Source organism: Polaribacter sp. AHE13PA (assembly GCF_019278505.1).
Taxonomy (GTDB): domain Bacteria; phylum Bacteroidota; class Bacteroidia; order Flavobacteriales; family Flavobacteriaceae; genus Polaribacter.
This window is the reverse complement of the sequence record NZ_CP058985.1, coordinates 793,625-819,550: the sequence shown is the minus strand read 5'-3', so window position 1 is coordinate 819,550 and position 25,926 is coordinate 793,625. Positions and strand designations below refer to the sequence as shown.

Annotated in this window: 20 protein-coding genes; 2 read left to right on the top strand and 18 right to left on the bottom strand. The window is 30.0% G+C overall.

Annotated elements, in window-relative coordinates:
* Nucleotides 1-40 precede the first annotated feature (40 nt).
* From H0I28_RS03565 to H0I28_RS03515, 11 genes are all read right to left on the bottom strand, one after another.
* Complete coding sequence (locus tag H0I28_RS03565; protein WP_218760512.1) at nucleotides 41-1,711, bottom strand: T9SS type A sorting domain-containing protein; 1,671 nt, start codon at nucleotides 1,709-1,711, stop codon at nucleotides 41-43.
* 98 nt (nucleotides 1,712-1,809) lie between these two features.
* Nucleotides 1,810-2,520 carry a LytTR family DNA-binding domain-containing protein gene (locus tag H0I28_RS03560; RefSeq protein WP_218733422.1) on the bottom strand — a complete coding sequence of 237 codons (711 nt, stop codon included), beginning with the start codon at nucleotides 2,518-2,520 and terminating at the stop codon, nucleotides 1,810-1,812.
* Between the two features lie 5 nt (nucleotides 2,521-2,525).
* Nucleotides 2,526-2,843, bottom strand: coding sequence for an Hpt domain-containing protein (locus H0I28_RS03555; protein ID WP_218752874.1), 318 nt, complete (start codon nucleotides 2,841-2,843; stop codon nucleotides 2,526-2,528).
* Between the two features lie 2 nt (nucleotides 2,844-2,845).
* On the bottom strand, nucleotides 2,846-3,889 hold the full coding sequence (locus H0I28_RS03550; RefSeq protein ID WP_218760510.1) for an ATP-binding protein: 1,044 nt from the start codon (nucleotides 3,887-3,889) through the stop codon (nucleotides 2,846-2,848).
* Nucleotides 3,889-5,034, bottom strand: coding sequence for an FIST signal transduction protein (locus tag H0I28_RS03545; RefSeq protein ID WP_218760508.1), 1,146 nt, complete (start codon nucleotides 5,032-5,034; stop codon nucleotides 3,889-3,891). Before H0I28_RS03545 ends, H0I28_RS03550 begins: the two co-directional genes overlap by 1 nt.
* Complete coding sequence (locus tag H0I28_RS03540) at nucleotides 5,035-7,398, bottom strand: PAS domain S-box protein (protein ID WP_218752868.1); 2,364 nt, start codon at nucleotides 7,396-7,398, stop codon at nucleotides 5,035-5,037.
* 81 nt (nucleotides 7,399-7,479) lie between these two features.
* Entirely contained in the window at nucleotides 7,480-8,019 is a 540-nt protein-coding gene (locus H0I28_RS03535) for a heme NO-binding domain-containing protein (protein ID WP_218760506.1), read from the bottom strand.
* Between the two features lie 2 nt (nucleotides 8,020-8,021).
* Entirely contained in the window at nucleotides 8,022-8,435 is a 414-nt protein-coding gene (locus H0I28_RS03530; protein WP_218760504.1) for a response regulator, read from the bottom strand.
* A 179-nt stretch (nucleotides 8,436-8,614) separates the two neighbouring features.
* On the bottom strand, nucleotides 8,615-9,283 hold the full coding sequence (locus tag H0I28_RS03525; protein ID WP_218733408.1) for a bifunctional 4-hydroxy-2-oxoglutarate aldolase/2-dehydro-3-deoxy-phosphogluconate aldolase: 669 nt from the start codon (nucleotides 9,281-9,283) through the stop codon (nucleotides 8,615-8,617).
* A gap of 112 nt (nucleotides 9,284-9,395) precedes the next feature.
* Nucleotides 9,396-10,613 (bottom strand): 6-phosphofructokinase, encoded by a 1,218-nt coding sequence (locus H0I28_RS03520; RefSeq protein ID WP_218752866.1) that lies wholly within the window; start codon nucleotides 10,611-10,613, stop codon nucleotides 9,396-9,398.
* A gap of 98 nt (nucleotides 10,614-10,711) precedes the next feature.
* Nucleotides 10,712-11,758: a sugar kinase gene (locus H0I28_RS03515; RefSeq protein ID WP_218733404.1), complete on the bottom strand. Its 1,047-nt coding sequence runs from the start codon at nucleotides 11,756-11,758 to the stop codon at nucleotides 10,712-10,714.
* A gap of 154 nt (nucleotides 11,759-11,912) precedes the next feature.
* Between H0I28_RS03515 and H0I28_RS03510 the strand changes: the two genes are divergently transcribed.
* Entirely contained in the window at nucleotides 11,913-12,941 is a 1,029-nt protein-coding gene (locus tag H0I28_RS03510; RefSeq protein WP_218761573.1) for a LacI family DNA-binding transcriptional regulator, read from the top strand.
* Nucleotides 12,942-12,993: 52 nt separating this feature from the next.
* Complete coding sequence (locus H0I28_RS03505) at nucleotides 12,994-13,644, top strand: peptidoglycan-binding protein (RefSeq protein ID WP_218760503.1); 651 nt, start codon at nucleotides 12,994-12,996, stop codon at nucleotides 13,642-13,644.
* Between the two features lie 35 nt (nucleotides 13,645-13,679).
* Here the strand turns inward: H0I28_RS03505 and H0I28_RS03500 are convergent, their stop codons facing one another.
* The 7 genes from H0I28_RS03500 to pgmB all read right to left on the bottom strand — a co-directional run bounded on the left by H0I28_RS03500 (nucleotide 13,680) and on the right by pgmB (nucleotide 25,902).
* Entirely contained in the window at nucleotides 13,680-14,216 is a 537-nt protein-coding gene (locus H0I28_RS03500; protein WP_218760501.1) for a M48 family metallopeptidase, read from the bottom strand.
* A gap of 593 nt (nucleotides 14,217-14,809) precedes the next feature.
* Nucleotides 14,810-16,462 carry an alpha-amylase family glycosyl hydrolase gene (locus tag H0I28_RS03495; RefSeq protein WP_218760499.1) on the bottom strand — a complete coding sequence of 551 codons (1,653 nt, stop codon included), beginning with the start codon at nucleotides 16,460-16,462 and terminating at the stop codon, nucleotides 14,810-14,812.
* 56 nt (nucleotides 16,463-16,518) lie between these two features.
* Nucleotides 16,519-18,396: an alpha-amylase family glycosyl hydrolase gene (locus tag H0I28_RS03490; RefSeq protein WP_218760497.1), complete on the bottom strand. Its 1,878-nt coding sequence runs from the start codon at nucleotides 18,394-18,396 to the stop codon at nucleotides 16,519-16,521.
* Nucleotides 18,397-18,406: 10 nt separating this feature from the next.
* A complete protein-coding gene (locus H0I28_RS03485; protein ID WP_218760495.1) occupies nucleotides 18,407-20,827 on the bottom strand; it encodes a TIM-barrel domain-containing protein in 2,421 nt (806 codons plus the stop codon).
* Nucleotides 20,828-20,868: 41 nt separating this feature from the next.
* Entirely contained in the window at nucleotides 20,869-22,800 is a 1,932-nt protein-coding gene (locus H0I28_RS03480; RefSeq protein ID WP_218760494.1) for a glycoside hydrolase family 13 protein, read from the bottom strand.
* A gap of 58 nt (nucleotides 22,801-22,858) precedes the next feature.
* Nucleotides 22,859-25,153, bottom strand: a complete 2,295-nt coding sequence (locus H0I28_RS03475; RefSeq protein WP_218760493.1) for a glycoside hydrolase family 65 protein — start codon at nucleotides 25,151-25,153, stop codon at nucleotides 22,859-22,861.
* 95 nt (nucleotides 25,154-25,248) lie between these two features.
* Nucleotides 25,249-25,902, bottom strand: coding sequence for a beta-phosphoglucomutase (pgmB, locus tag H0I28_RS03470; protein WP_218760492.1), 654 nt, complete (start codon nucleotides 25,900-25,902; stop codon nucleotides 25,249-25,251).
* Nucleotides 25,903-25,926: the final 24 nt, after the last annotated feature.

The window sequence follows — 25,926 nt, the reverse complement described above, 5'->3', positions numbered from 1 at the left end:
TCTCTTTCGCCTAATAACATTCCTTCTAGAAATTGGGGGACTACTTGACGATAAAGGTTCCGGAATGTTGCTTGTATTCATCGTCAATCAAATTATATTTATAAACTCCTTTTTTTAATTGAGGAGCATTGTATTGTACTTTTGTAAAAGAAGAACGGCTGCTTATTTTTTGGATATCTACTACTCTACCCATTAAGTCATAAACTTGAATTTGAATATCATTAGAAGCTGCTGAAAGTTGAATTGTTGTAGAACTCGTAAAAGGATTAGGGTAATTTATTAATTTGTTATTATTTTCTAGGATAAGATCATCTGTACTTAAATTACTATTTGTTGTAAATGCTATTTTATTTATATCAAAATTAAAAGGTTTGTAATTGGTATAATCACCTATAATTGAAAATACAATAGTTTTAATATCTGAAATATTTACATGATTTCCTTGATGATCTACAAAATCTAAGAATGAAATACTATACCTTTTTTCTTCTGAATTTACAGGAATTGTATAACGTAACCTATTTTCCCAAGCTCTATCTTCACCAGACATAAGTACTATTTCTACAGGCTCATTATTTTTAATATTAAAATTAATCAAGTCATATTGAGTTACATTTAAAGTTTTATTTTCAGGTAAAAGGTGTCTAAATAAATTAATATTTCCTTTCACCTCTCCAATAGCCTTAACACTTCTTTCTACCTCATATACATCCTCTTTTAATTCTCTTTCAAAAGTATGTACTTCAAAGTCTGAAACCGTTACATATTCTTTTAAATAATCTAAACCCCATGTTCCACCTGCCAAATACAAATCATCTTTTTGAGAAGAAGAAGAAGTTTCTAAATAAAAACCAATATCAAATAAAACGCCTGTTTGTATTGATAAAACTTCATTATATGCTCCTGATAGAGAAAACGTATTAGCCACTTTAACATGCTCTGCAATCTCAGTTTCTGCTATATTACCAACAAAATTAACAGATTTCTCTTGTGTTCTATTTACCAAATTTAAATGAACAATACCGTTAGAATAAGTTCCTTTTTTCACAAAAACATTAGGTAATACCCTAGGTACCAAAGTACTTTTTAAGTTATTTTTTTCAGTATGCTGTTCTATAATATACTCTGCTATTGAATAAACCTGAGCGAAAGAACTTCCCCAAATAAAATAATTTTGATAATTACTCGAAGGATATTGGTCTATGTTCCAAAAACTAAACAATTCATGCTCTTTTCTATGTGTGTTAATAGAAAAACTTAAAGTATATTCTGATTCACCTGAGACGTTGCTAATTTTAGTTTTTATTAATTTGTGTTCTTTAATTAAAATTGTATTAATACTGTCTAAACTAACGCCATTAAACCTATTACAAATTGCTTTAAAATGATTATAAATACCGCCTTCTGTTTTTGTTGCTACAACCGAAGCTACTTTATGTTCTCTTTGATAATAAACTACCGACAAAAAATCTTTTATATTTTTATTTACAACAAGTTTTTCAGGAATCGAAACTAATGCTGTTTCTGTATGATTCATTCCTGTTTCTGGTAAATAATCGATAAAAGAATTTGTAGAATTCTTTTTATAAAATTGTTGCTTATTTTTCACACGATCTCCACCAACAAAATTACTTTTGTCTGTTTGAGCATTTGTGTTTCCAATTGTTATTAAAAGGAGAATTAGCACTATTTTTTCTATGATATGTTTCATTATACCACAAAAATAAGCACAAAGTAAAGGTGGTTTATAAACTTTTAGCCACTAACACTTTAACTATAGATGAGCTGTAAGACTTGTTTAGACAAGCATTAAAGTAAGTCTAGTCTTTTCATTAATTCTGGACGTTTAGACCTACTAACAGGGATAACATCTTTTTTGATTAAGACACTATTATCTTCAATATCTATAATTTTTTTAATATTGATGATATATGAACGATGTATTTTTAAAAAAAGGGATTCAGGCAACTTCTCTTCTATCTTTTTAAGTGTAGAGTGAACCGTATAATCTTTGGTTTCTGTTTTTATTTTAATATAATCTCCTTTAGCTTCTATTAAGTAAATACTTGGTAAGTCTATTTTTATTAATCTACGATCGATATTAATATAAAAATCGTTATCAACTTTTTTAGAGTCAACAACTTCTTTTTTAGGTTCATTAATAGAAATCGTTTTAGTTTCTGCTTTAAGAATAGCTTTCTTAAATCGAGGAAATTCTAACGGTTTCAATAAATAATCTATAATAAAATCATACTCAAAAGCTTCAATGGCAAACTTAGGATCTGAAGTTGTTAAGATAATTTTAGGTGGGTTTTTTAAAGTTTTTATAAAGTCTAATCCACTAAAACCAGGCATATGGATATCTAAGAAAATTAAATCTACCGTATTTTCTATCAAATATTTCATGGCTTCAATAGCTCCAGAAAACTCTTCAACAACGTTTAACGACTTAACTTCATTACAAAGGGTTTTTATAATAGCCCTTGCCATTTTTTCATCATCAATAATAATACAATTCATAAAACTTATATAGTTTCTATATAGTCTGAAATTGCTTTTAAAATTTTATCAAAATCTTCCTGACCTTCTAAACTTTGTTCTCTAAGATTATGTTCAAACTTATTTGCCATTTCGTAACTCTTTTCAAGTCCCAAAATACTAATTTTATGTTTAATCTTATGAACATTTTCTTCAATTTTTTTAAATTGTTTATGCTCTAAGCTATTATGGTATTCTTTCTTTTCTTCAGGAAACTCTGTTTTAATCACCCCAATAAGCTCTGTTCTAATAGATTCATCTCCTCTTGCTAATTGTTCTATATATATTAAGTTTGGTTGTTCCATCTTTATTTTTTTATGCTAAAGTAAAAAGTAGAACCCACATTTTGCTCAGATTTTAAATAAATTTCTCCATTATATACTTCAACAATTTTTTTTACGATAGACAATCCTATTCCAGTAGATTTATAATCATCTTCTAATTTTTGAAATGCAACAAATATTTTATCAAAATATTTGTTATCAATTCCATTTCCATTATCCTCTATGTAAAATTTCCAAAAATCAGAATCTTCAGTAAAACCTATTTCTACCGTAGGTTCTTTTTTATCATTAAATTTGACAGCATTATCTAATAAATGTAAAAATAATTGCTCTAATCTAAATTTATCACCTTTGATGGTAGGTAATCTTTCAGGAATTATATAAGTAGCGCTATTTAATTTTTCTTCTTTCTTTTTTAAGTTATTTACTAAATCATTTAAATTTACATCATAAATATCTTTTTCCATTCTACCGATTGTAGAGTATTCTAAAATTCCTTTTACAAGTGTATCCATTTTCTCTACATTGTCTCTAATAAATTGTAAATTTTCCTTTCCGGCAGCATCTAACACCCCAGAATAATCTTCTAAGACCCATGCAGTCAAAGCTTCAATGCTTTGTAGAGGAGATTTTAAATCATGAGAAACCATGTGAGCATAATCATTTAATTCCTGATTTTGGCGTTCTAAATTTCTTAAAAGTTTATCTTTTTGCTGATTAATTTTAATGATTTCTTTAGTTTGATCATCAATAAAGTCAACCAATTTTAAAGAATCTACGCTTTCTTTAGGACGGTTATTTTTTAAATCATAAAACTGTAATTTGTCTATGACACTTTCTAATTTTGAGATTACTTTTTTCTGAGAATCAGATTCTTCTCTAAGTTGCTCATTTGCACAAAATAGCTCCTCAGAACTAAATTTAGTAGCTCTCTGAAGCATTAAAAACTGCTCTTCTGAAGTAGTATAAGATTTATCAACAGCATCTAAGAACCGCTCTAAATCTTCATTAGATTGCAATTCCTGGGGTAGATACTTTCTTATTTGTCTTTTTAATAAAGAATTCATTATTCGCTTATTAGTGTAACTGTCATGGTTTGGTTATGAAGTTGACAACTATTTTCTCCAATAAAAGGAGCAATTTCTCCATAAGAATACAAGCCTGTTATTGTTGTTGTATATCCTACAACTTCTATCACTTCTTCTACCTCTTCCTCTACTCTTTGGTCTAAAACCAATTTTCTACCAATACAACTTACTAAAATTGCTAATTCTGGTTTTTTATTTCTAAACTCTAGCGCACTTTTAGCCGCTTTTTCTGCTGCATTTACAATATTATCTACATTGGTCATCATTAATTGTACTTTAGAATTCTCTAAGATATCACCAGCCAAAATCATAGAATTTTCAGCTTCGTTTATATTTAAAATACTTCTTACAATCGTATTGTGTCCATTTTCTGTTTTTACATTTAATGGATACAATAAGGCTGCTCCTGGCAATTCTTTAGATTTTTCTCCTAAATATTTTTTGTATAAATCTAATGCTGGTAAGTTATCTAATTCATATAACGTATTTCCTTCAGATTTTGTTACAATTCGTTCTGGTCCAAAAGGAGTCCAACCTCCATTAATAGAAAATGTTATTTCCAAAGATTCTCCATACAAACCAATGGCAACTATTTCTCCTGGTTTTGGTTTTTCGTTATAAGAAGCTATTGTTTTTTCAAATCTAGCATCATCACCACACAAAGCTCCAGTAATTAATAAGTTATTATCTGTAGCCGAATTCATGCCTTCTGTTAATTGACTACCGTTTATAAAACTACCTTCAGAAACTACAAAAATGTGCTTTAGACCTTCTTCAGAAAATTGGCTAATTAAATCCTTTCCAACTTTAAAACTATCTACTTTAGCATCAGAAGCAGCATTTAAAACATTTGTAGTTTTAATAATAAAATTACTTTTTTCAAACTCTATAGCTGTAATAGTAATACTTTCATCATCAATAGATTCTGATGAAATATCTCCACAAGCCGAACCAAAAACTATATGTCCGTCTTTAAATTTGTCTCTAATTTCTTCAAAAATAATTTCATCTTCTAATAAATATCTATTTCCAAATACAAGTACTAACGGTGCTTTTAAAGTTATATTTTCCGATAAGTATTTCCAATCAGCATTTTTATGTTTTTTAAGTTGTACGGTTTTCATTTAAGTTTTTTTAATGGTGAAATAAAAAGTAGTTCCCTTATTTGGTTCACTTTCTAACCAAATAGCTCCCTCATGTAAGTCAATTATTTTTTTTACAATTGACAACCCTATTCCTGTTGAATCTTCTCTTTTATTTAAAGAGGTAAAAACTTCAAAAATTTTATCATGATATTTCTTTTCAATTCCAATACCATTGTCTCTTATAGAAAATTGATGGAAAGTAGTATCTTCTATATAATCTACTTCTACAATCCCTATTTCTTTGTCACAAAATTTAATTGCATTACTTATAAAATTTTGAAATAACTGCTGAAATTTTGTTTTATCTCCTTTTATTATCGGTAATATTTTTAAGACATTAACAGAAATATTTTCTGGTATAAATAAAACCTTTTGTAAATCGCATAGCGTAGTATTTAAATCTACCTCTTCATCTTCTTGTGTAATAGAACCTGCACTCGAATACTCTAAAACATCAGAAATTAATTTTTCCATAGTTTCTAGTGTCGTTTCTAAAAGGTCAAAATTTTGAAGTGTTATTTCATCAAATTTTCCTTCATTATCTGTTTTAATCCAAGAAATTAAAGCTTCTAAACTTCTAAGCGGAGATTTTAAATCATGAGAAACAATATGTGCGTATTCATGCAAATGTTCATTACTGTTTTCTAATTCTTTTAAAATTTGTTCTTTTTGTAATTCTAATTTTTTAATTTCTGTAATATCAAGACTCAAGGCAATAGACCCAATATTTTCTCCAAATAAATTGTAATTAGGAGCAGCACTTACCAACCAATATTTAGTTTCTCCTTTTTTATTTTCCGTTTTAATTTCATAAGAAGTAGACTCACCTCTAAGTCGTTTTTCTTTTTGATTTTTTAAAACCTCCGGACTACCTTTTAATGTAAAAATATCACGACCTACTTTTCCTAATAATTCTTCTTTGGCATAACCAGACATTTCTAAAAAACTTTGGTTTACCATCGAAATTTGATCATCTATATCAATCTCTAGCAATCCTAAATTCATATTAGCTATAATATTGCTGTATTTTTCTTTTTCTACCTCTAAACTTAAGTTGTATTTCTTCTCTAAGGTTACATCACTAAATGCCCATAAATAACCTTTTATTTTACCGTTAACAATAACAGGTGTATAATTTCGTTCTAAAATTTTACCATCAACCATTTCTAGTTCTTCACCAAAAACAGCTACTTTATTTTCTACAATTTCATTCATTCTTTGAACAAAATTAGAAGAGTCTTTAAATAACACTTTATTCTGTTCAGATGCTTCTCTACAATCCATACCTATTAAATCAGTTGGTTGTACATCTATATTAAATAGTTGACAAAATTTGGTATTTGATAAAACTATCTTTCTATTTTCATCTTCTAAAATAATACCACTATTTAAATTTAAAACAAGCGCAGATAATCTATTTTCTGATTCTATAATTTTTTCTTTATCTAATCTTTCTTTCTCAATATCTTCTACGGTAACTACATTATAGTTAATAATATTATTGTCATCTTTTACGGCAGTAACTGTAACTTTTGCCCATAAAACATCGCCATTCTTTTTTATATATCTTTTTTCTAAATTGTAAGTACTTATTACTCCCTTATAAAGTTGATCTGTTAGTTTTTTAGATTTTTCTATATCATCTGGGTGTGTTAAGTCTCCAACTTTAATATTATCAAATTCTTCTGAAGAATAACCTAACATTTCTTTTAAAGAATTATTTATTAATAATAATCCTTTTTGATCATTTCTAGATAAAGTAATACCAATAGGAGAGTTATTAATAATAATACTTAATTGGTGTTTTTGATCTTCTAATTGCTTTTTCATCCTTACCCATTCGCTAACATCTCTAATAATACCTTGGGCAGCAATTGGTTTATTTTCTTTATTATAAATTAAAGAACAATTTACTTCTATCCACTTTAGATTATTATTCTTATCAACAATTCTTGCGGTATAATCATTAAAAGAACCCTCTGTGTATAATTTATTAAAAGATTTAGCGGTATATTCTAAATCTTCTTTATAAACAATTTTCGAAAGATTAAATGCCTCTTTATTTATATCATAGCCAAAAACTTCTACAGCAACTTCATTCATCTTTAAAACATTTCCATATAAATCCATAACTAAATATGCATCATTAATGTTTTTAAAAACTCCTTCTAGTGTAGATGATTTCTCGTTTAAAAGTTCTGTTAACTCTTCAGATTTAGAATATAATTCTCTAGACTTATCTTCAAGAATTTTTTCGGCAGCTTTCCTTGCTGCTTTTTCGCGTTTTAGAGCGCGCTGTAATATTCCTATTTGGTCTTGATTTTCTTTTAAAGGGGTATTCATTTTATATTTCTTTTATAATATAGCTCTTAAATTTAATTTATTTTTAGCTCATAAAAAATTCTGATATAAATAAAACCTTTTTTAAATTTTGTGGACAATAAACCTTACTTCTGTTCCGTCTTCTTTAATTTTCTCTAAAACAATAGATGCCTTTGCATTAAAATGTTCAAAAGTTTTGTTCATTAAACCTAATCCAAAGTGATGCATTGCTCTGCTAGATTTATAAAGCATTGTAATAGAGTTATCTGTTTTTTCTTCTACAACAAATGTTGGTAGTTCTGCATCTGGATATATTTTTTGAACTTCTACATGTATATGATTTTCTATAGAAGCTAACATTTCTATTGGGTCTTTATATGTTTCTAAAAGACCAGGATAACTCGTTTTTATAACGGAAAAAAAATGTTCTGCATAAACCAAAAGTAAATCATCTGTAGAGATACCTGTATTACCACTTAAGTTAGTTACCAATTGTAACATTTCAGAAAAACTATAGGTTCCTATAGATGTGTACACTCCTTCAGAGGCTAATTCTGATTGAGAAATAATTTTATCAACCATTTCTAAACCAAACTTTTCCTCAACTAAATCTAAAAACTCTGTAAAAACTATCCCCTTCATCTTTAATATTTTTTTAATTCATTTGTACTCCAATAGGATAAAACTTTTTCAATTTTATGAACATAATCATCATATTTTAACGGTTTTAAAATATAACCAGAAACCCCAATTTTATAACATTGGTCTAAATCTCTTTGATTATCTGATGTGGTTAAAATTACAGTAGGAATATGCTGTATACTTTCATCCTTTTTTAGAATAGATAAAAATTCTATACCACTCATTTTTGGCATGTTTAAATCTAATAAAATTAAATCAGGAAAATTACTTTTATCTTCTAAAATTTTTAATGCTTCCTCACCATTTTTAGCTTCTTGAATTGTATGTTCTAATTTTAATAATGAAAGTGTTCTTTTCATTTTCATTATTTCAATTAGATTATCTTCAATTAATAATATTTTTAAGGTCTTAGACATTTCAGAGGTTTTTAATTTATGTATACAAATCTAAGATAATTTAATTGAGCATTATTTAGGTGGTTGGTCAGGAATGTTAAAGTATCGACGAAATGCAAAAAAGTATAGACCACATTTAATTGTAAAAACAAAAAAGCTCCAACTTTTCAGCTGGAGCTTTTTGTATTAAATAGTTTAGACTATTTTCTTACTGCTTTTACAATAGCTAAAGCTGCTCTCACATCTTTTTCTAATTTAGCATAATCTTTATTTGCAATAATTTCTTTTGAAATTAATTTAGATCCCATTCCAACACAAGTTACACCTGCATCAAACCAACCTTTTAAATTTTCTTCCGTTGGAGAAACTCCACCTGTTGGCATTAAGCTAGTCCAAGGTTGAGGCCCTTTTACTCCTTTAACAAATTGTGGTCCATAAATATCACCAGGAAATAATTTTACGATTTCACATCCTAATTCTTCTGCTCTAGTAATTTCTGTTAAAGTACCACAACCAGGAGACCATAATACTTTTTTACGGTTACAAGCAATTGCAATATCTTCTCTTAAAACCGGAGTTACAATAAAGTTTGCTCCTAAAGCCATGTATAAAGATGCTGCTCCTGCATCTGTTACAGATCCAACTCCCATAATCATACCTGGTAATTCTGCAATAGCGTATTTAGTTAACGCTCCAAAAACTTCGTGAGCGAAATCTCCACGTGCTGTAAACTCCATTAAACGAGCCCCACCATCGTAACATGCTTTTAATACTTTTTTACTTAATTCTATATCGTTATGAAAAAATAAAGGAATCATTCCTGTTTCTTTCATTACTTGCGCTACTTCTAATCTTGAAAATTGTGCCATTTTATTTTGTGTTTTTTTAACTGTTTGTTTAATCCTTTACTTGGTTATTGTTTAATTACGTAATTTAAAATTGCAATTAATTTAACAATTAAACAATTACACGAATTAAATATTATACCCAGTTTAATATTTTTTTGAAATCGTATGCTTCCGGATTGGTAACATATTTTTTCGCATTTTCATAGTCTTTTTCTTTTAAAAAGAATAAGTTTTGTATGAATAATTGTGCCATATCAGAATTGATATCTACTAATCTTGGTGGAATTTTACCATTTTCATCTTCAAAATCTTTTAGATATAAAGGTGAAATATCTCCATTAGAATTAGCACTTACAATACAACCTGTAACACCTTGATCAAATAATTTTTTAACTCCAATACCAAGCAAAGTACATAAGGTTAAATCGAACGCTATAGGATTGCAACATCTTAATTCATATCCCAATTCTACTGGTCTAGATTTAATATTTAATCCTATTTCTTTTAATTTAACTTGCAGTAAGTAATTAAATATATGCGATTTACTTACGTTTCCTAATTCTGGATGTCCGTGATCATCATAAGTAAAGTTAATCCCTGAATTGATAATTTCTTTCTCTTCCATAAAGTGAAAAACACCTTCGCTAATTAAAGCGACACCGTATTCTACCCCCATAACCTTACATTTTATAATAGAAGAAATAATCATATTGATTAACTTCTCAAATGTAATCGTTGTTTTGTTAAACATTTCTGGAATAATCACCATTTGAAAATGACATGCCGAAGCAATTCCAAACGCCAAATGTCCTGCAGAACGTCCCATTGCAGACATTACAAACCAGTTTTGACTGGTTCTAGCATCTTCATAAACGGTATTTCCAATACGAACACCTTCATCTTTTGCTGTATGAAAACCAAATGTTGGGTTTCTATCTGGCAAAGGTAAATCGTTATCTATTGTTTTTGGAACATGGATATGTCTAACGTCTAATGCTTCACTTTTTAAATATTTGGTTAATCTATTTGCAGTAGAAGCAGTATCATCTCCTCCAATAGTAACCAATAATTTTACGTTATTTTTCTTAAAAAAATCTGCTTTAAAATCACTGTCTTTAGGTTTAAATCTACTCATTATAAGACTAGAACCACCTCTACTAAAAATACGATCTGCACGATGAAAATCAAAAATCTCCAATTCAGGGTTTTCCGAAAGCAATCCTTGATATCCATGATGAACACCAATAACTTCATAACCATCTTTCATAAAGGTTTTAGCAACAGTACTAATTACTGTATTAATTCCTGGAGCAGGACCACCTCCACACATTATAGCTATAGATTTCTTCATATTATATCGTTGATTTTAAAGTTAGTATATGTACAGTTATAAATTTATTTAACTGTTAAATAGTGTAAACTACTTAACAGTTAAACAAAAAACTAGATTTATCTAGCTACTCTTCCAGATGCATCACCACCCATAAGTTTATTTACTTCTGCAACTGTAACTAAGTTTGCATCACCTTTAATAGTGTGTTTTAAACAAGATGCAGCAACTGCAAAGTCTAATGCATTTTGATCGTTATCTGGGTATGTTAATAATCCGTAGATTAAACCTCCCATAAAAGAATCTCCACCACCTACTCTATCAACGATATCTGTAATTTGGTATTGACGCGTTTGTAACATTTCATTTCCATCATATAAAACTCCTGCCCAAGTATTGTGAGATGCAGAAATAGAACCTCTTAAAGTAGTAATTACTTTTTTAGCTCTTGGAAATTTCTCCATCATTTGCTTACAAACAGATAAGAAAGCTTCTGCTTTTACATCATGTCCTGCTGTTTGAACTGCCGCTCCATCAGGCTTAATTCCGAAATGCATTTCTGCATCTTCTTCATTTCCTAAAACGATATCACAGTAAGAAGTTAATTCAGTCATAATAGACTCTCTATGAGCATCATCACAGAAATTCCATAATTTTGCACGGTAGTTTAAATCTGTAGAAATAGTAATTCCTTTTGCACTAGCTGCTTTTAAAGCTTCTAAAGTTACATCTGCTGCACCTTGAGAAATTGCAGGGATAATACCTGTCCAATGAAACCATTCACATCCTTCAAAAACTGCATCCCAATCGATCATTCCAGACTCTACTTCTGCAATAGCAGAATGCGCTCTATCATAAACCACTTTAGATCCTCTAGATACAGCTCCAGTTTCTAAGAAATAAATTCCTAAACGGTCTCCTCCATAAACAATCTTATCTACACCAACACCTCTTTTACGCATTTCCATCATTGCACACTCACCAATATCATTTTTTGGTAAACGCGTTACAAAATCTACATCAATTCCGTAGTTTGCTAATGATACTGCTACATTAGATTCTCCACCTCCGTAAACTGCATCAAAATTATTTGCTTGTGAAAATCTTAGAAATCCTTGAGGAGCTAATCTTAACATGATCTCTCCAAATGTTACTACTTTTGCCATTTTAATCCTTTTTTTAATATTATAGTTAATTGGTTAAACGTTTAAGCAATGTTTCAAAATAAAATCAAAAGGAAAGAAATGAACTATCGTTTTGATTATATTAAATATCGAATTACATTTGCTTAATCGATTAAGCAAATATATAAAAAAAAGTATTATCAAAAAGAAAACTACCATAAAAGATATTGCAAGTGTTTTAAACATCTCTCCAGCAGCTGTTTCTAAGGCATTACATAACGATTCTCGAATAAGTGAGAAAACAAAAAAAGCCGTTAGACAAGTTGCAAAAAACCTAAACTACCAACCAAATCACCTAGCAAGTGCTCTTAGAAGTGGAAAAAGTAAACTAGTGGGGGTAATTGTTCCTAGAACAAATAGCAATTTTTTTTCTTCTGTAATACAAAATATAGAAGAAGTACTAAATAAAGAAGGCTATAACATTATTATCACCCAATCTAACGAATCTTTTAAAAAAGAATGTGCTAGTATAGATACTTTATTATTTACTCAAGTAGATGGTATTATTGCTTCCATGGCAAATGAAACTGTGGACTTAAGTTATTTTGAAAAAGTTAAAAAAGCAGGAATTCCTTTGATCACATTTGATCGTGGAGAAAATGATTTAAATGTAGATTATATTGGTATAGATGATTACAATAGCAGTCATTTAATAGTAGCACATCTTGCAGAACAAGGATGTAAAAGAATTGCACATATTGGTGGTTTTAAACGTACCCGAATTTTTAACAACAGAATTAAAGGATATATAGATGCTTTAAATAAACACAACTTACCGCTCATAGATGAGTTATTGATAGAAAGTAACTTAACAACTGAAGATGGTAGAGAAAAAATGCATCAATTACTAGCATTAGATCATAGACCAGATGCTGTTTATGTAGCTGGAGATTATGCCGCTCTTGGTGCTTTACAAGTGTTAAATGAAGAAAAAATTAGTATTCCGGATGAAATAGCTTTGGTTGGTTTTGGTAATGAACCTTTTAGTTCTATGGTTACTCCTTCTATTACAAGTATAGAGCAACATAGTGAGGAAATTGGTAAACTAGCTGCACTTTCTTTTTTAGAACATGTTAAAAATGATGTTGTAAAACAAACACTTACCAAAAAGATTTTAGATGTAGAATTACTTATTAGAGATTCTTCTAATAGAAAACACTCCTAACCTTTTCTTTTGCTTATTTTTGTTAATACCTAATAGACAATAATCAAACCTTATGAAACAATTAATTATTTTACTTTTATTGATTATTGCCTTTTTTATTGGTTACGGACAATATTCTCAATATAAAAGATTCAATTCTCCTAATGTTGATTATAAAACGACAAAAGAAATAGATAACGCTTATTACAACCAGGAAACGGTTATCAATTATTATAAAGCTATTGAAGATTTAAATAGTTTTGTAAAACTGCAGTGGACAGCTAATAATATTGATGTTAGAACTCCTGAAGAGGATACAGAAGAAACCAAATTAGCCGTTAAAAAATATGCAGATAAAGTTGCAACTATTAAATTTTATGAAAGTAAATTAGAAAAATCTGCTGTATTAAAAACGAGAGGTTTGTCTAATGAAGAAATTCAGTTTTTAGAAAATACCGGAACCGACTTAAAATCTCACCAAAAATCAATTGCAATCAATAAAATTAAAAGTATGTTTAATCCTGATAAAACAATGCTTTATGGGTATAAAAGTGCTTTGATATTTGAAATTCAAAAGCAATTAAATCAAAAGGGATTCAATATAAAATTAGATGGGGTTTATAAGCTTGAAACTTTAAATTCGATTAAAGATTTTGAAGAAAAAAACAACCTTTTTGTAGATGGTGTTTTAGACGTTTTAACTCTAGACGCTCTATTTGAATAAAAAAGATGTTAGCTTTTTCTGCTAACACCTTTTACTTATTTCTTGTTTTTAGAAGTCTTACCTGATTTCTTTGTTGCTTTTGCTTTCTTTTTCTTAGGCATTTTTCCTTTTATTCTCTCTTTTTCGATAACAATATCTGCCATAAATTCTGAATTAAAAGTATGCTCTTTTGCTAACTTTATAAAAGTAAGCGCTGTTTTATAGTCTTTTAATTGCTCATGCAAAATTGCTTTCTTTAGATATAAAAGTGCTTTATCAGATCCTTTTACAGTTAAAGCAAAATCTATAAAATCTTCTACTTCTTTATAATCTTCATTCCATAGAAGTGTATTAATATAAGGTGTATATACCTCAAAAGCATGAATATTTTCTGCCAAAGCTTGTTTAAAATACACAATTGCTTCTTCATATTTATACAACTTTTCCGCATAAACCCTACCCATTAAAGTTAATGCCATTGTATTTTTATCATCATAAGATAATGCAAAATTTAAAGCCTCCATTACCTCCTCCAAATCGAAAGGGTAGCTCTCTAATGCTTTAAAAATATAATTATTTACTAATGTCCCCATATTATTTCTTTATTTGTCATTTTACAAAATGACTCTTTATTTTCTCAAAAAAATATCGATTTAAGCTGACAGCAACCAACTTAAATGATACTTCTTTTTGTGCACTTGATATTATAATTTACAACTTTTTTTTGTAATATCTAAATAACACACTTACTTTGTTTATCTATTCATTAATTATGCCAATTTGTAGTAGGCACTTACTTTATGAATAATTGCTAGTTAAATTGCTTTTAAATACATTGTTTTTTAGCAAGTACAAAAGTACGCTCTGTTTGTGCTATTTTTGCGGATTTTTTATTATTTTTTTTATAGACTTTTCTTTTTTTTTAAAACAGAAAAATGAAAATAAAATACAATCTAAAAACAGACTTCTTTATATAATTTTTAAAATTCTATTCATTCTTTTATTTTACTCTTTTGTTAGCAAACGTCCTTGCGTTAGGGATTGAAACGGCATCCTTTTTGTTTTTCTCAAAAAGATATAGTGTAAAGCCCGACCTTTAGGTAACGCCCTGAAAATAAATTAGTATACATAAAAACGTCCAAAAATAAATTTTGAACGTTTGTATTACTAGTTTAATAATTAAAATTTACTGTTTTTCTAACAAAACAAGATCAAATTCTGAGTTTACAACGACTTTTCCGTCTTTCACTTCTACAGTTTGGTTAGAATAAAAATCATTCAATTTCTCTCCATTTTTAAATAATGATAAAACCTCAATTTCTTTATTTCCTTTCTGTAAATTGATACCCACAATAATTTTATCTTCTTTTCTAACTCTCGAAAAAACAACTCCATTTTCTTTTGAAATAAGGGAGTGTTTCCCTGCACCTACCGCTGGATGATTGGCTCTAAACTGACCTAATTTTTGCCAATGCTCTAAAATTTTCTGAGTTTCTTCTTTCGATTGAATGTCTTCCCAATTCATAAAAGAACGCAAGGTTGCATCGCCAACAGCGTCTTCTATTATTAAATTTCTTGCCGATTCATCTCCATAATATACTTGTGAAGTCCCCGGAGTTAATAGCAACATAGTGGCTGTTTTATAAGGCTGCTCTCTTTCTTTATCAAAAGGCTGACCATCATCATGAGAGGTTAGATAATTCAAAATTCCGTATCCCTTAAAATCTGTATTTAAAAGTGAATCGTATTTTTGAAAAACAGCTGTTTCTGCCATTTGTTTCACATTCCATTTCAATTCAAAATTGATTAAACTTTGAAAAGCATTGTCATAATAATTAATTTTTTCTCCACCTAAATCAAATTCTTTTCCATCTGATATCGTGTAATTATACACCTCGCCTACTAAATAAAAATTATTTTCATCTAAAACTTTCTCAGGATTATTTTTTTTATAAATAGCAAAAGCGGCATCACACTCTTGCTTAAATTCTTGCCATACAAATTCTTCTGTATGTTTTACGGTGTCTACCCTGTAACCATCAATTCCAAATTCAGTAATATAATCCGTTAGCCATTTCATAATGTAAAAGCGAGGTGCTCTTGGGTGACCAGTTCTTGTAAAAAACTCCTCTAATTCTTTTACTTCTAGCTCGTAACGTCCTTCTGCTTTCCACTTTTCTACCAACTGAATTGGCAATTCTACAGCATTATTACTTTCTGTTTTAATGTCTGGTAAATTCTCTACCAACGTACAAGAAACCGTATGCTCATATGAATCATACGTACACGTAGGCTCTGTTCTTACCCAATCTGAAGGCCATACAGGATCTTTTTCTGTAACAGGCCCTGTGTGATTGATAACGGCATCTAATAAAATACGAATTCCGTTTTTATGCGCAATAGCCACCAATTCTTTCAAGTCTTCCTTAGTCCCAAAATTTGGATCTATACTTGTCCAATCTATTGTCCAATAGCCATGAAAACCATAAGATACTCCAGTTCCTTCATCGGTTCCACCATGAATTTGCTCTACAATTGGCGTCATCCAAATAGCATTAATTCCTAACTTGGTAAAATAACCTTCTTTTATTTTTTGAGTAATTCCTTTAATATCTCCACCTTTAAAACCACGTAACTTCCCTGTTTCTTTAGTCCTTTCAAAATTAATATCATTGGAGGTATCTCCGTTATTAAAGCGGTCTGTCAATAAAAAATAAATATTTGCGCCTTTCCAAACAAACTCTTTTTGAGCAGTTTGTGTTGCTACTTTTTCTTTTGATGAATTTTCTTTACAACTAAAAATAGATGCTAAGAAGATGAAAAAAACAAGGTTCTTCATAATTATATTTTATGTTTTAAACCTCAAAAGTTTTAAAACCTTTGAGTTTTATGTTATTAATACTTAACTTTAAGGATAAATGATTCTAATGGTTTTAGATCTACTCTAACTCTAGCTTCTCCGTTTTTTACTTTTAAAGTTGATGAATACTCTTTATACAATTGATCTTCTACTTGATATTCCCCCTCTTTTAAGTTCCATTTTGCAATAATATCTTGTGGTAAACCTAACTCGAAACCATAAGTATCATGAGCATTAAAATTAGAAACTATAATTAATTTTTCATCATCATTCCATCTTACATAAGAAGCAACTCTTTCATTATACCATTCTGTATTTTCACGATTAAAATGATGAATATCTTGATACTCGCCCATTAAAGCATCACTTTTAATGGTAAAGTTTAGCAAACGTTTGTAAAAATCTCTTAATGATTTTTCTTGATCTGTAGATTGGCCTCCATCATACTCTTTATCATTTACCCAACGTTGTAATGTAGGCACACCAATATAATCGAAAATTGAAGTTCTAGATGGAGTTCCAAACCCCGCATTTTCTGCACCTGGTTCTCCAAATTCTTGCCCGAAATACACCATTGTTGGTGCCGTAGAAATTGTTGCAGAAACCACCATTGCTGGTTTTCCTTTTAAAGCATCTCCCGCAAATTCTGGACTTGCAATTCTTTGTTCATCATGGTTTTCTAAGAAATGTAACATATTGTGTTCAATATCTTTTAGATCTTCTTGAATTGGCGCAATATGATCTGTTAATCCATGACCTTGCATAATATTTTTTATGGTATCATACAACTGCACTTTGTCATACAAATAATCCATTTTTCCTTTTCTAATATAATTTCTATATTCATTTGGGTTGTACACTTCTGCCAATAGAAAAGCATCTTCATTCTTCATTTTAATGGCAGAATTCATAAAACTCCAAAACTCTACAGGCACCATTTCTGCCATATCGTATCTAAATCCGTCTACACCTTTTGCGGTCCAATACAATGCAATATCTCTAAATTTAATCCAAGAACTAGGCACTTTTTTATCTTGCCAAAACTCAAAGTGTTTTTTGTAATCTTCATTATCAAAACCTTCTGGTAATTCTTCAAAATCTTTTTTCCCATCAGGAGAAATCCCATAATTTACTTTTACAGTTTCATACCAATCATTAAAATGAGGTTTTGCAGCTCGTGAACCATTACCTGTCCATTTTGCTGGGTTTTCATCAAATTTATTATCTGATAACGGATTTTTTTCTCCGCCTAAAGGCGCATATCCATTTAAAAAGTCTGGTACTAGGAAAGCTTCATTAGGCACATAATAAAAGTTATTATCTACATTATACTCCACTTTTTTATCATCATCTGCTCCAAAATCTTTAGTCCCTTCTGGGTTAGATAAGCTTTGATAATTTCTAGCAACGTGATTTGGTACAATATCTATAATTACTTTTAATCCGTTTTTATGAGAACGCGCTATTAAAGCCTCAAATTCTTCTAATCTGTTTTCTACATTTACTGCTAAATCTGGATTAACATTGTAATAATCTTTTACTGCATATGGAGATCCTGCTCTACCTTTTACAATATCTGGATCGTCATTTGAAATGCCAAACGCGGTATAATCTCTAATTACATCATGGTGCGGAACACCTGTGTACCAAATATGTGTAACTCCTAAATCTTTAATTTCAGACAAGGCTTTATCAGTAAAATCATTGAATTTACCAACACCATTTTCTTCAATAGTTCCCCAAGGTTTATTAGTGGTATTTGTATTACCGAATAATCGTGTAAATACCTGATAAACCACTGTTTTTTTCTCTTGATTTGAATTCATCTTCTTAATTTTTGGTGTTTTTTCTGTTGAACAACCAATTATTATTGCTAACACTGAAACAGATATAACGCTGTATATTTTTTTCATAATTGATTTCTTATTTTAATAAAATTTTTACTTTTAATTCTTTCTTAGAATTCCAATTTAATGGAATTGTAAGAGTGTTTTTTTCTGATAAAATTCGTCTTCTTTTTCCATCAACTTTTATCTTTTTAGGATTCCAATTGATATTATGCAATACCAACGTAATTTCTTTTTGCTCTGGATTCCAATTTTCACCAAATGCTGCTTTCATTTCAAATTCTAAGCAACGTTTGGTTAATTTAGACTTAAATTCTAGAATTTCATAAGCTCCTTTTTCAAATGCTTTAGAAAGCAAACCATTATCATTATAAAATGTTCTTTTACTTTCTTTAACAGAAGTATCTAAATAATAATGAACTTCTAAAACATCACCTTTATAAGCACCTGTAGTCTGTACTAATTTTGCCATCGGTATAAAAGCACCTCCTCTAACATAAGTAGGAATTGTTGCTTCATCTAATTCAACGGATTTTGTTTGTCCACCAATAACTTTTTCATCTGTATAAAAATTAAACCAATTGGCTGTATTTGGAAAATAAATTTCTTTGCTTGCTACCGAATCTTTTAAAATTGGTGTGATTAAAAAATCTTTTCCCCATAAATAGGTTGATGAATTAGTCATCAATCTTTCATTGTCTTCTTCAAAAAAGATAGGTCGCATCAAAGGCGTTCCTTTTTGATTGTTCTCAAACGCTACATTGTAATTATATGGCAATAATTTATAGCGTAATTCAATTGCTTTTTTTGTCAATTTCTTAGCTCTATCACTTCTAAAAACAGGTTCACTTGCAACATCTTCTTGAGCATGAGGTCTAAATATCGGTTGAAAAACACCATATTGTAACCAACGGATATATAAATTATCATTTAAATTTGCGCCAGCAAAACCGCCTAAATCAGAATGCATGTATCCCAAACCTTGCATTCCCATTTGTAAGGAAATTTCTGGTTGAGATTGTAATCCTCCCCAAGTTCTGTTAACATCTCCAGACCAAGGAATCATCCCAAAACGTTGCGACCCAGAATAACCTGCTCGCATTAAAATAAAAGGTCTTTCATTCGAAAAATCTTTTTGATATCCTTCAAAAATTAAACGTGCCCAATCATGCCCGTAAATATTATGAATTTCGTCTGCTTTTTTATCTTGAAAATTGACCCAAGAAGGCAAAACCTCTGGCTCTCCTAAATCTCCCCAAAGTCCTTTTGCTCCTATATTTATAAGTTCTTTATATATGCTCCAGAACCATTCTTTCCCTTCTTTTTTATAAATATCTACTATACCTGTATTTCCAAAATAGAAATCATATTTTGCAGGATTTCCGATTGAATCTGTTGCTAAAACTTTTTTGGCTACAGCTTCATCCCATTTTTTAGAAGTAGATAAAATAAAAGGTTCTGTAATTAAAACCGTTTTCACACCTTTGTCTTTAAGTCCAGAAATCATTCCTTTCATATCTGGGAAAGAATCTTTGTAAACTTCCAAATTCCCCATGGTTCCTTGCAACTCTTTTCCAAACCAATACAAGTCTAAAATCACTGCATCTACAGGTATTTTTTCTTCTTTAAATTTTGCAATTGTTACTTCTGTTTCTTCTTGAGAATGATAACCAAATCTACTCGAAAAATTTCCTAAAGTCCAACGAGCTGGTAAAGGCTGTTTTCCTGTTAAATCTGTATAATTGTCAACCAATTCTAGCCAAGAATCACCAACAATAACTTGGTACGTTTTTCTTCCTGAAATAGTTTCGTACGTTAATGTGTTGTCTTTTTTACTGTCTAAATCTAAATAACCAATAGGGGCATTGTCAAAATGAAGCATGTATTTTTTTGAAGAAATGACCAAAGGAATCGTAAAATTCATTAACTCCGCATGTGTTTCATAACCATACTGAGCTCTGTTATAAAGCGGCAATCTATTGCCTCTTCTATTCATGCCCAAAGCTCTTGATCCTGCACCATATAAGACCTCATCTGAAGTTAAATTGAATTCAATTTTATCCGTTTTATCGGCAACAATATTGCCTCTAACCAAATCCATTGGTTGGTGTTCCGACTTAAAATAACCTGCCTTTTCTGAGATAACAACCTCATCATTATACTTATAAATAATTTGAAAAGGTTTATGTTTTACAAGTACAGTAATTCCTTCTGAAAAGAAATTACTTTCATTTGCACTAATTACAGGGGTAATATCTACTTCTGATGGTTTTAGAACTACCGCATGAGATTCTTTAATTTGCTGCTCACCAGCAGGAATAAAGCTAGTTTCTATAATTTTTGAGTTTAAAAATGTAACAATGTACAAACCATCATTCACATTAATATTAAAACCATTAACTGTTTGTTTTATGCTTTTAAAGACTCTGTCTGTATTCTGTGAAAACGAAAAAGTTGTTATAAAAAGTAATAAAAAAAATATTTTATAATTCTTCATATTTTATGTTTAAAAACCTCAAAAGGTTTAGACCGTACTACCTATATTTTTGTTGTTAAAAGAACACTACCTTTTTCAGATAAATGAATTTCATTTCCCCAAATAAAAGTATCGCCCGTAATAATGTTTTTTAAGGTTTTCCCCTCTAATCCAACCTCTTCAAATCGCTTTAAATCTATTGTAATTGGTTGGTCATTTTTATTGATAATATTTACAACCGTTTCATCATCCTTTGTTCTAAACAAGAAATAAGTTCCCATAAAAGGAGCAAAATGAATGGTTTTACCATCATGAATTGCTTTACTCTCTTTTCGATAATTCAAAACCTTTGTTACAAAAGATTGCATGTCTTTTTGATATTCATTTAATCCTTCACCCGTAAAAGCATTTACAGCATCATCCTTAAAACCTCCTGGAAAGTCACTTCGTATTAAACCATGATCTCCAGGGTTTGCAGAATCATTCATTAAAATTTCTGTACCGTAATAAATTTGAGGAATTCTAGGTAAAGTTAATATATAACTCAACCCCATTTTTACTTTTGAAGTATCTTCCCAAAGCTCTGTAAAAACCCTTGTTTTATCATGATTATCTAAAAAGATAAACACATCTTTTGGCGATGCATAATGAAAGTCATTGGCTAAACCTTCATATAGTTTTATCAAACCTTTGTCCCAAGACTCTTCTTCATTGATGCCTTCTACAATAAATTTTTGCATAGGGAAATCCATGGGAGATTTTAAGTTAGATTCATAACCATCTCTATTATTAGCCCCTTTTTGCCAATAACCAACAATTAACGGATTGTAACTCCACTCTTCCCCAACAATAGAAAAATTAGGATATTCATGCATAATAGCTCCTGCCCAATCACTCATAAAGTTTTTATCTGGGTATGGATATGTATCTTGTCGAATACCTCCTAAACCCAAGGTTTCTATCCACCAAATACTATTTTGAATAATGTATTTTGCTAGAAACGGATTTCGCTGATTTAAGTCTGGCATTGCAGGTGTAAACCATCCTTCATTATTTCCTTTTAAATCTGCTTTTGATACGTATATATCTTGATTTGTAGTTCTTCTATGGTTAGACCCAATATTGGTTTCATTGTTCCAATTATCAATATTCTCTTCATAATTTTTTTGATTGTTTAACCAATCACCAAAAGGTAAGTCTTCCATCCACCAATGTCCAATACCACAATGATTGGCAACTTGGTCCATGATTAATTTCATGTCTTTTTTTCTTAATTTATCAGCTAACTCTTTATATTCTGATAAATTTCCAAAACGAGAATCTACTTTATAATAATCTGTAATTGCATAGCCATGATACGAACTTTCTGCCATATCATTTAAAAGTACAGGCGTTGGCCAAACAGTTGTAAAACCAAGCTCTGAAATATAATCTATGTGATTTATAATTCCTTGTATATCGCCTCCATGACGCTTGTAATTATCAGAACGGTCTATATCTGTTTCTTTTAATGCTGTATTGATATTATTAGAATCATCTCCGTTTGCAAAGCGATCTGGAGTAATTAAATAAATAGCATCAGAACTGTTAAAACCTATAAAATCGTCCGACTTTTTATCTCTTAATTTTAACTCGTAAGTATGTGTTTTTTTTGTGCCATCCGTAAAAGTAAAATCGATATTAAATTTCCCTGCTTTTGTAGACGCATCAATTTTTAAATCAATAAATAGATAATTATTACTTCTAGCTTTGTTCACTTTTTCGAGAGTAACTCCTTCATAAGAAATAGAAGGTATTGCATCACCAATATTTTCTTCTTTTACTAATAATTGCAACGAAGTATCCTTAAAACCTACAAACCAATTTGGTGGTTCTACTCTTTCAATTTCGTTTATTACTGCTGTAATTTCCTTAGTAACCTCCATTTTATTTTGTTCTCTTTTTTGGCATGAAAACAAAAATACAATAACAAAAATTAAGAATAAGTTTTTCATTTTTATTAATGATATAATACCTCAAAGGAGCTAAAACCTTTGAGGTATCTATTTATATTTATTTACTTGGTGATACAATTACTTGTTTTCCATCAACTAAAATATCAATTGCTTCTTTTCCTTCCAATGTAAATTCTGTTCCTGTTTGAGAAACATTTACTGTAATAACTTGATGTCTAAAATTCACTTTAAATGAATACGCTTTCCATCCTTTAGGAATCTTTGGCGAAAAAGAAAGGGTGTTATTTTGCACTCTCATTCCTCCAAAACCTTCTACAATACTCATCCAAGTTCCTGCCATAGAAGTAATATGTAACCCTTCTTCTACTTCGTGATTATAATCGTCTAAATCTAAACGAGAAGTACGTAAATAGAACGTATATGCCTGATCCATTCTATCTAACTTTGCAGCCTGAATACTATGCACACAAGGAGATAATGAACTTTCGTGTACTGTATATGGCTCATAAAAATCGAAATGACGCTCTAATTCTTCTGTAGAAAAATCATCTTCGAACATATAAAAACCTTGTAAAGTATCTGCTTGTTTTATGTACGGCGAACGTAAAATTCTGTCCCAACTCCATTTTTGGTTAATCGGTCTCTGACTTTTATCTAAATCGGCAACCGTTATTAATTCTTTATCTAAGAAACCATCTTGTTGTAAGTACACATTGTGTTTTTCTGAATATGGAAAATACATACCATCTGCAACACTTTTCCATTTTGCCAATTCTTCATCAGAGAAATTTACCTTTTCTTTAATTCTGATGTAATCTGAAATATGATCTGTTTTTACAATTTCAATATTTTCTAACGCATAATTAATACACCATTTTGCAATGTAGTTAGTGTAAAAGTTATTATTGATGTTATTCTCATATTCATTTGGACCTGTAACACCCAAAATCATAAACTTGTTTTTATCTGAAGAAAAAGTAGCTCTTTGTTGCCAAAAACGTGCAATGGCAATTAGAACTTCCAATCCTTTTTCTGGAATGTAAGAATAATCGTCGGTAAAACGGTGATAGTTATAAATGGCAAAAGCGATGGCACCATTTCTATGAATTTCTTCAAAAGTAATTTCCCACTCGTTATGGCATTCCTCACCATTCATGGTAACCATTGGGTACAATGCTGCTCCGTTTGTAAAACCTAACTTCTCTGCATTTTCAATAGCTTTGTCTAAATGATTGTATCTGTATTCTAACAACGTTCTTGCTACAGCTTGGTCTTTGGTTGCCATGTAAAAAGGAATACAATATGCTTCGGTATCCCAATAAGTACTTCCTCCATATTTTTCTCCTGTAAAACCTTTTGGTCCTATATTTAAACTAGCATCTGTACCTAAATACGTTTGGTTTAATTGAAAAATATTAAAACGGATTCCTTGTTGTGCTTTTACATCACCTTCTATGGTAATGTCACTCATACTCCATATTTGTGCCCAAGATTCCTTTTGTTTCTCTAATAAAACATCAAAACCAAAACTTACAGCTTTGTCTAAAGCTACTTTTGCAGCAGCAACTAATGCGTCTTTATCATAATCTCTATCAACCACATAACCACCAAATTTATGGATGGTAAATGTTTCATTTTCTTTAATTTCTTGTTGATATGTGCAAGAAATTAAATTTGAAGTTTGCTCGCTTTTACAAGGTAACTCTACTTCTTTATTGTCTACAAACAAACGAGACTCCATAAAAGTACATGTATAAAAATGTGTTTTCATGGTTCTTGCCTCAATGTAAGCTTGTTGCTTATTTTGAGATACTTTTAAGACATCCCAGAACTGATCATCCCAATTAGTATCTTCATTGGTAATTCCTGCATCGATATAAGGAGTATACGTTATTTTAGCACCTGATTTTAATGGAGTTATATTATACCTAATGGCTCCAATTTCATCTAACTCTAAACTTAAAAAACGCTTTGTAGCTACTTTAATCTTGATTCCGTTTTGCAAAACAGCTTCAAAACTTCTAGACAACCAACCTTCTTGCATGTTGAGTTCTCTTTTAAATTTAGAAACCTCTTTACAAGTGTTTAAATCTAATTTCTCATCGTTGATCAATACGTTAATACCAATCCAATTTGGTGCATTTAATACTTTTGCAAAATATTCTGGATATCCATTTTTCCACCACCCAACTCTAGTTTTATCTGGGTAATAAACACCACCAATATAACTTCCTTGAAAAGTTTCTCCTGAATAATTTTCTTCAAAATTAGCTCTTTGTCCCATGGCGCCATTACCAATACTGAACAAGCTTTCTGATGATTTTACTTTGTCTGAATTAAAGCCTTCTTCTATAATAGACCATTCGTTTGGTATGATGTAATCTTGATTCATTGTGTGTTTTTAATATATTAGAACATAGAAGCTATATAGTTAGACTGATTCTTGCTCTATAATTTATTTTTTTCTATTCTATTGTTTCTGTTGACTTATTTATCAATCAACTGCTGTATAAAATCTGTGCTGATTTCAGTAAAGTCATTAAAATTATGCACTGCTTCAGAAAGTATCTTTTTATCTCCAATACCAATGCTGATCATTTTTGCTGCATTTGCCGCTTCTACACCTGCAACTGCATCTTCAAAAACTACACAATCAGCTGAATTTACACCTAATTGTTTTGCTGCCAAAAGAAATACTTCTGGATCTGGTTTTGCTTTTGTAACATTGTTTCCGTCTACAATAGCATCAAAATAGTGCAGTAAACCAACTTTTTCTAAAATAGGTTGCGCATTTTTACTTGCAGAACCTAAGGCTATTGGTATATTTTGTTCTTTTAAAAAAGCCAATACTTTAGGCACATCAGGTAAAATTTCTGAAGCATCCATGTTTTCGATATACTTTAAATAATCTACGTTTTTTTCGACCATCCAAGTATCAAACTCTTTTTGAGTTGCTTCTCTTTTTCCAATTTTTAACAAAATCTCTAAACAACGTTTTCTACTTACGCCTTTAAATAATTCGTTTTGTTCTTTGGTAAATTCGAAACCTAATTCGTTTGCTAATTTTTTCCACGCTAAATAATGATATTTCGCAGTCTCTACGATAACCCCATCCAAATCGAATATAAATCCTTTTTTCATCTACTTTTAATATTTTAATTTTGA

Bases quoted from the DNA above. Each gene is read 5' to 3' on its own strand.
- H0I28_RS03565 (WP_218760512.1), bottom strand. From the start codon at position 1,711: ATGAAACATATCATAGAAAAAATAGTGCTAATTCTCCTTTTAATAACA.
- H0I28_RS03560 (WP_218733422.1), bottom strand. From the start codon at position 2,520: ATGAATTGTATTATTATTGATGATGAAAAAATGGCAAGGGCTATTATA.
- H0I28_RS03555 (WP_218752874.1), bottom strand. From the start codon at position 2,843: ATGGAACAACCAAACTTAATATATATAGAACAATTAGCAAGAGGAGAT.
- H0I28_RS03550 (WP_218760510.1), bottom strand. From the start codon at position 3,889: ATGAATTCTTTATTAAAAAGACAAATAAGAAAGTATCTACCCCAGGAA.
- H0I28_RS03545 (WP_218760508.1), bottom strand. From the start codon at position 5,034: ATGAAAACCGTACAACTTAAAAAACATAAAAATGCTGATTGGAAATAC.
- H0I28_RS03540 (WP_218752868.1), bottom strand. From the start codon at position 7,398: ATGAATACCCCTTTAAAAGAAAATCAAGACCAAATAGGAATATTACAG.
- H0I28_RS03535 (WP_218760506.1), bottom strand. From the start codon at position 8,019: ATGAAGGGGATAGTTTTTACAGAGTTTTTAGATTTAGTTGAGGAAAAG.
- H0I28_RS03530 (WP_218760504.1), bottom strand. From the start codon at position 8,435: ATGTCTAAGACCTTAAAAATATTATTAATTGAAGATAATCTAATTGAA.
- H0I28_RS03525 (WP_218733408.1), bottom strand. From the start codon at position 9,283: ATGGCACAATTTTCAAGATTAGAAGTAGCGCAAGTAATGAAAGAAACA.
- H0I28_RS03520 (WP_218752866.1), bottom strand. From the start codon at position 10,613: ATGAAGAAATCTATAGCTATAATGTGTGGAGGTGGTCCTGCTCCAGGA.
- H0I28_RS03515 (WP_218733404.1), bottom strand. From the start codon at position 11,758: ATGGCAAAAGTAGTAACATTTGGAGAGATCATGTTAAGATTAGCTCCT.
- H0I28_RS03505 (WP_218760503.1), top strand. From the start codon at position 12,994: ATGAAACAATTAATTATTTTACTTTTATTGATTATTGCCTTTTTTATT.
- H0I28_RS03500 (WP_218760501.1), bottom strand. From the start codon at position 14,216: ATGGGGACATTAGTAAATAATTATATTTTTAAAGCATTAGAGAGCTAC.
- H0I28_RS03495 (WP_218760499.1), bottom strand. From the start codon at position 16,462: ATGAAGAACCTTGTTTTTTTCATCTTCTTAGCATCTATTTTTAGTTGT.
- H0I28_RS03490 (WP_218760497.1), bottom strand. From the start codon at position 18,396: ATGAAAAAAATATACAGCGTTATATCTGTTTCAGTGTTAGCAATAATA.
- H0I28_RS03485 (WP_218760495.1), bottom strand. From the start codon at position 20,827: ATGAAGAATTATAAAATATTTTTTTTATTACTTTTTATAACAACTTTT.
- H0I28_RS03480 (WP_218760494.1), bottom strand. From the start codon at position 22,800: ATGAAAAACTTATTCTTAATTTTTGTTATTGTATTTTTGTTTTCATGC.
- H0I28_RS03475 (WP_218760493.1), bottom strand. From the start codon at position 25,153: ATGAATCAAGATTACATCATACCAAACGAATGGTCTATTATAGAAGAA.
- pgmB (WP_218760492.1), bottom strand. From the start codon at position 25,902: ATGAAAAAAGGATTTATATTCGATTTGGATGGGGTTATCGTAGAGACT.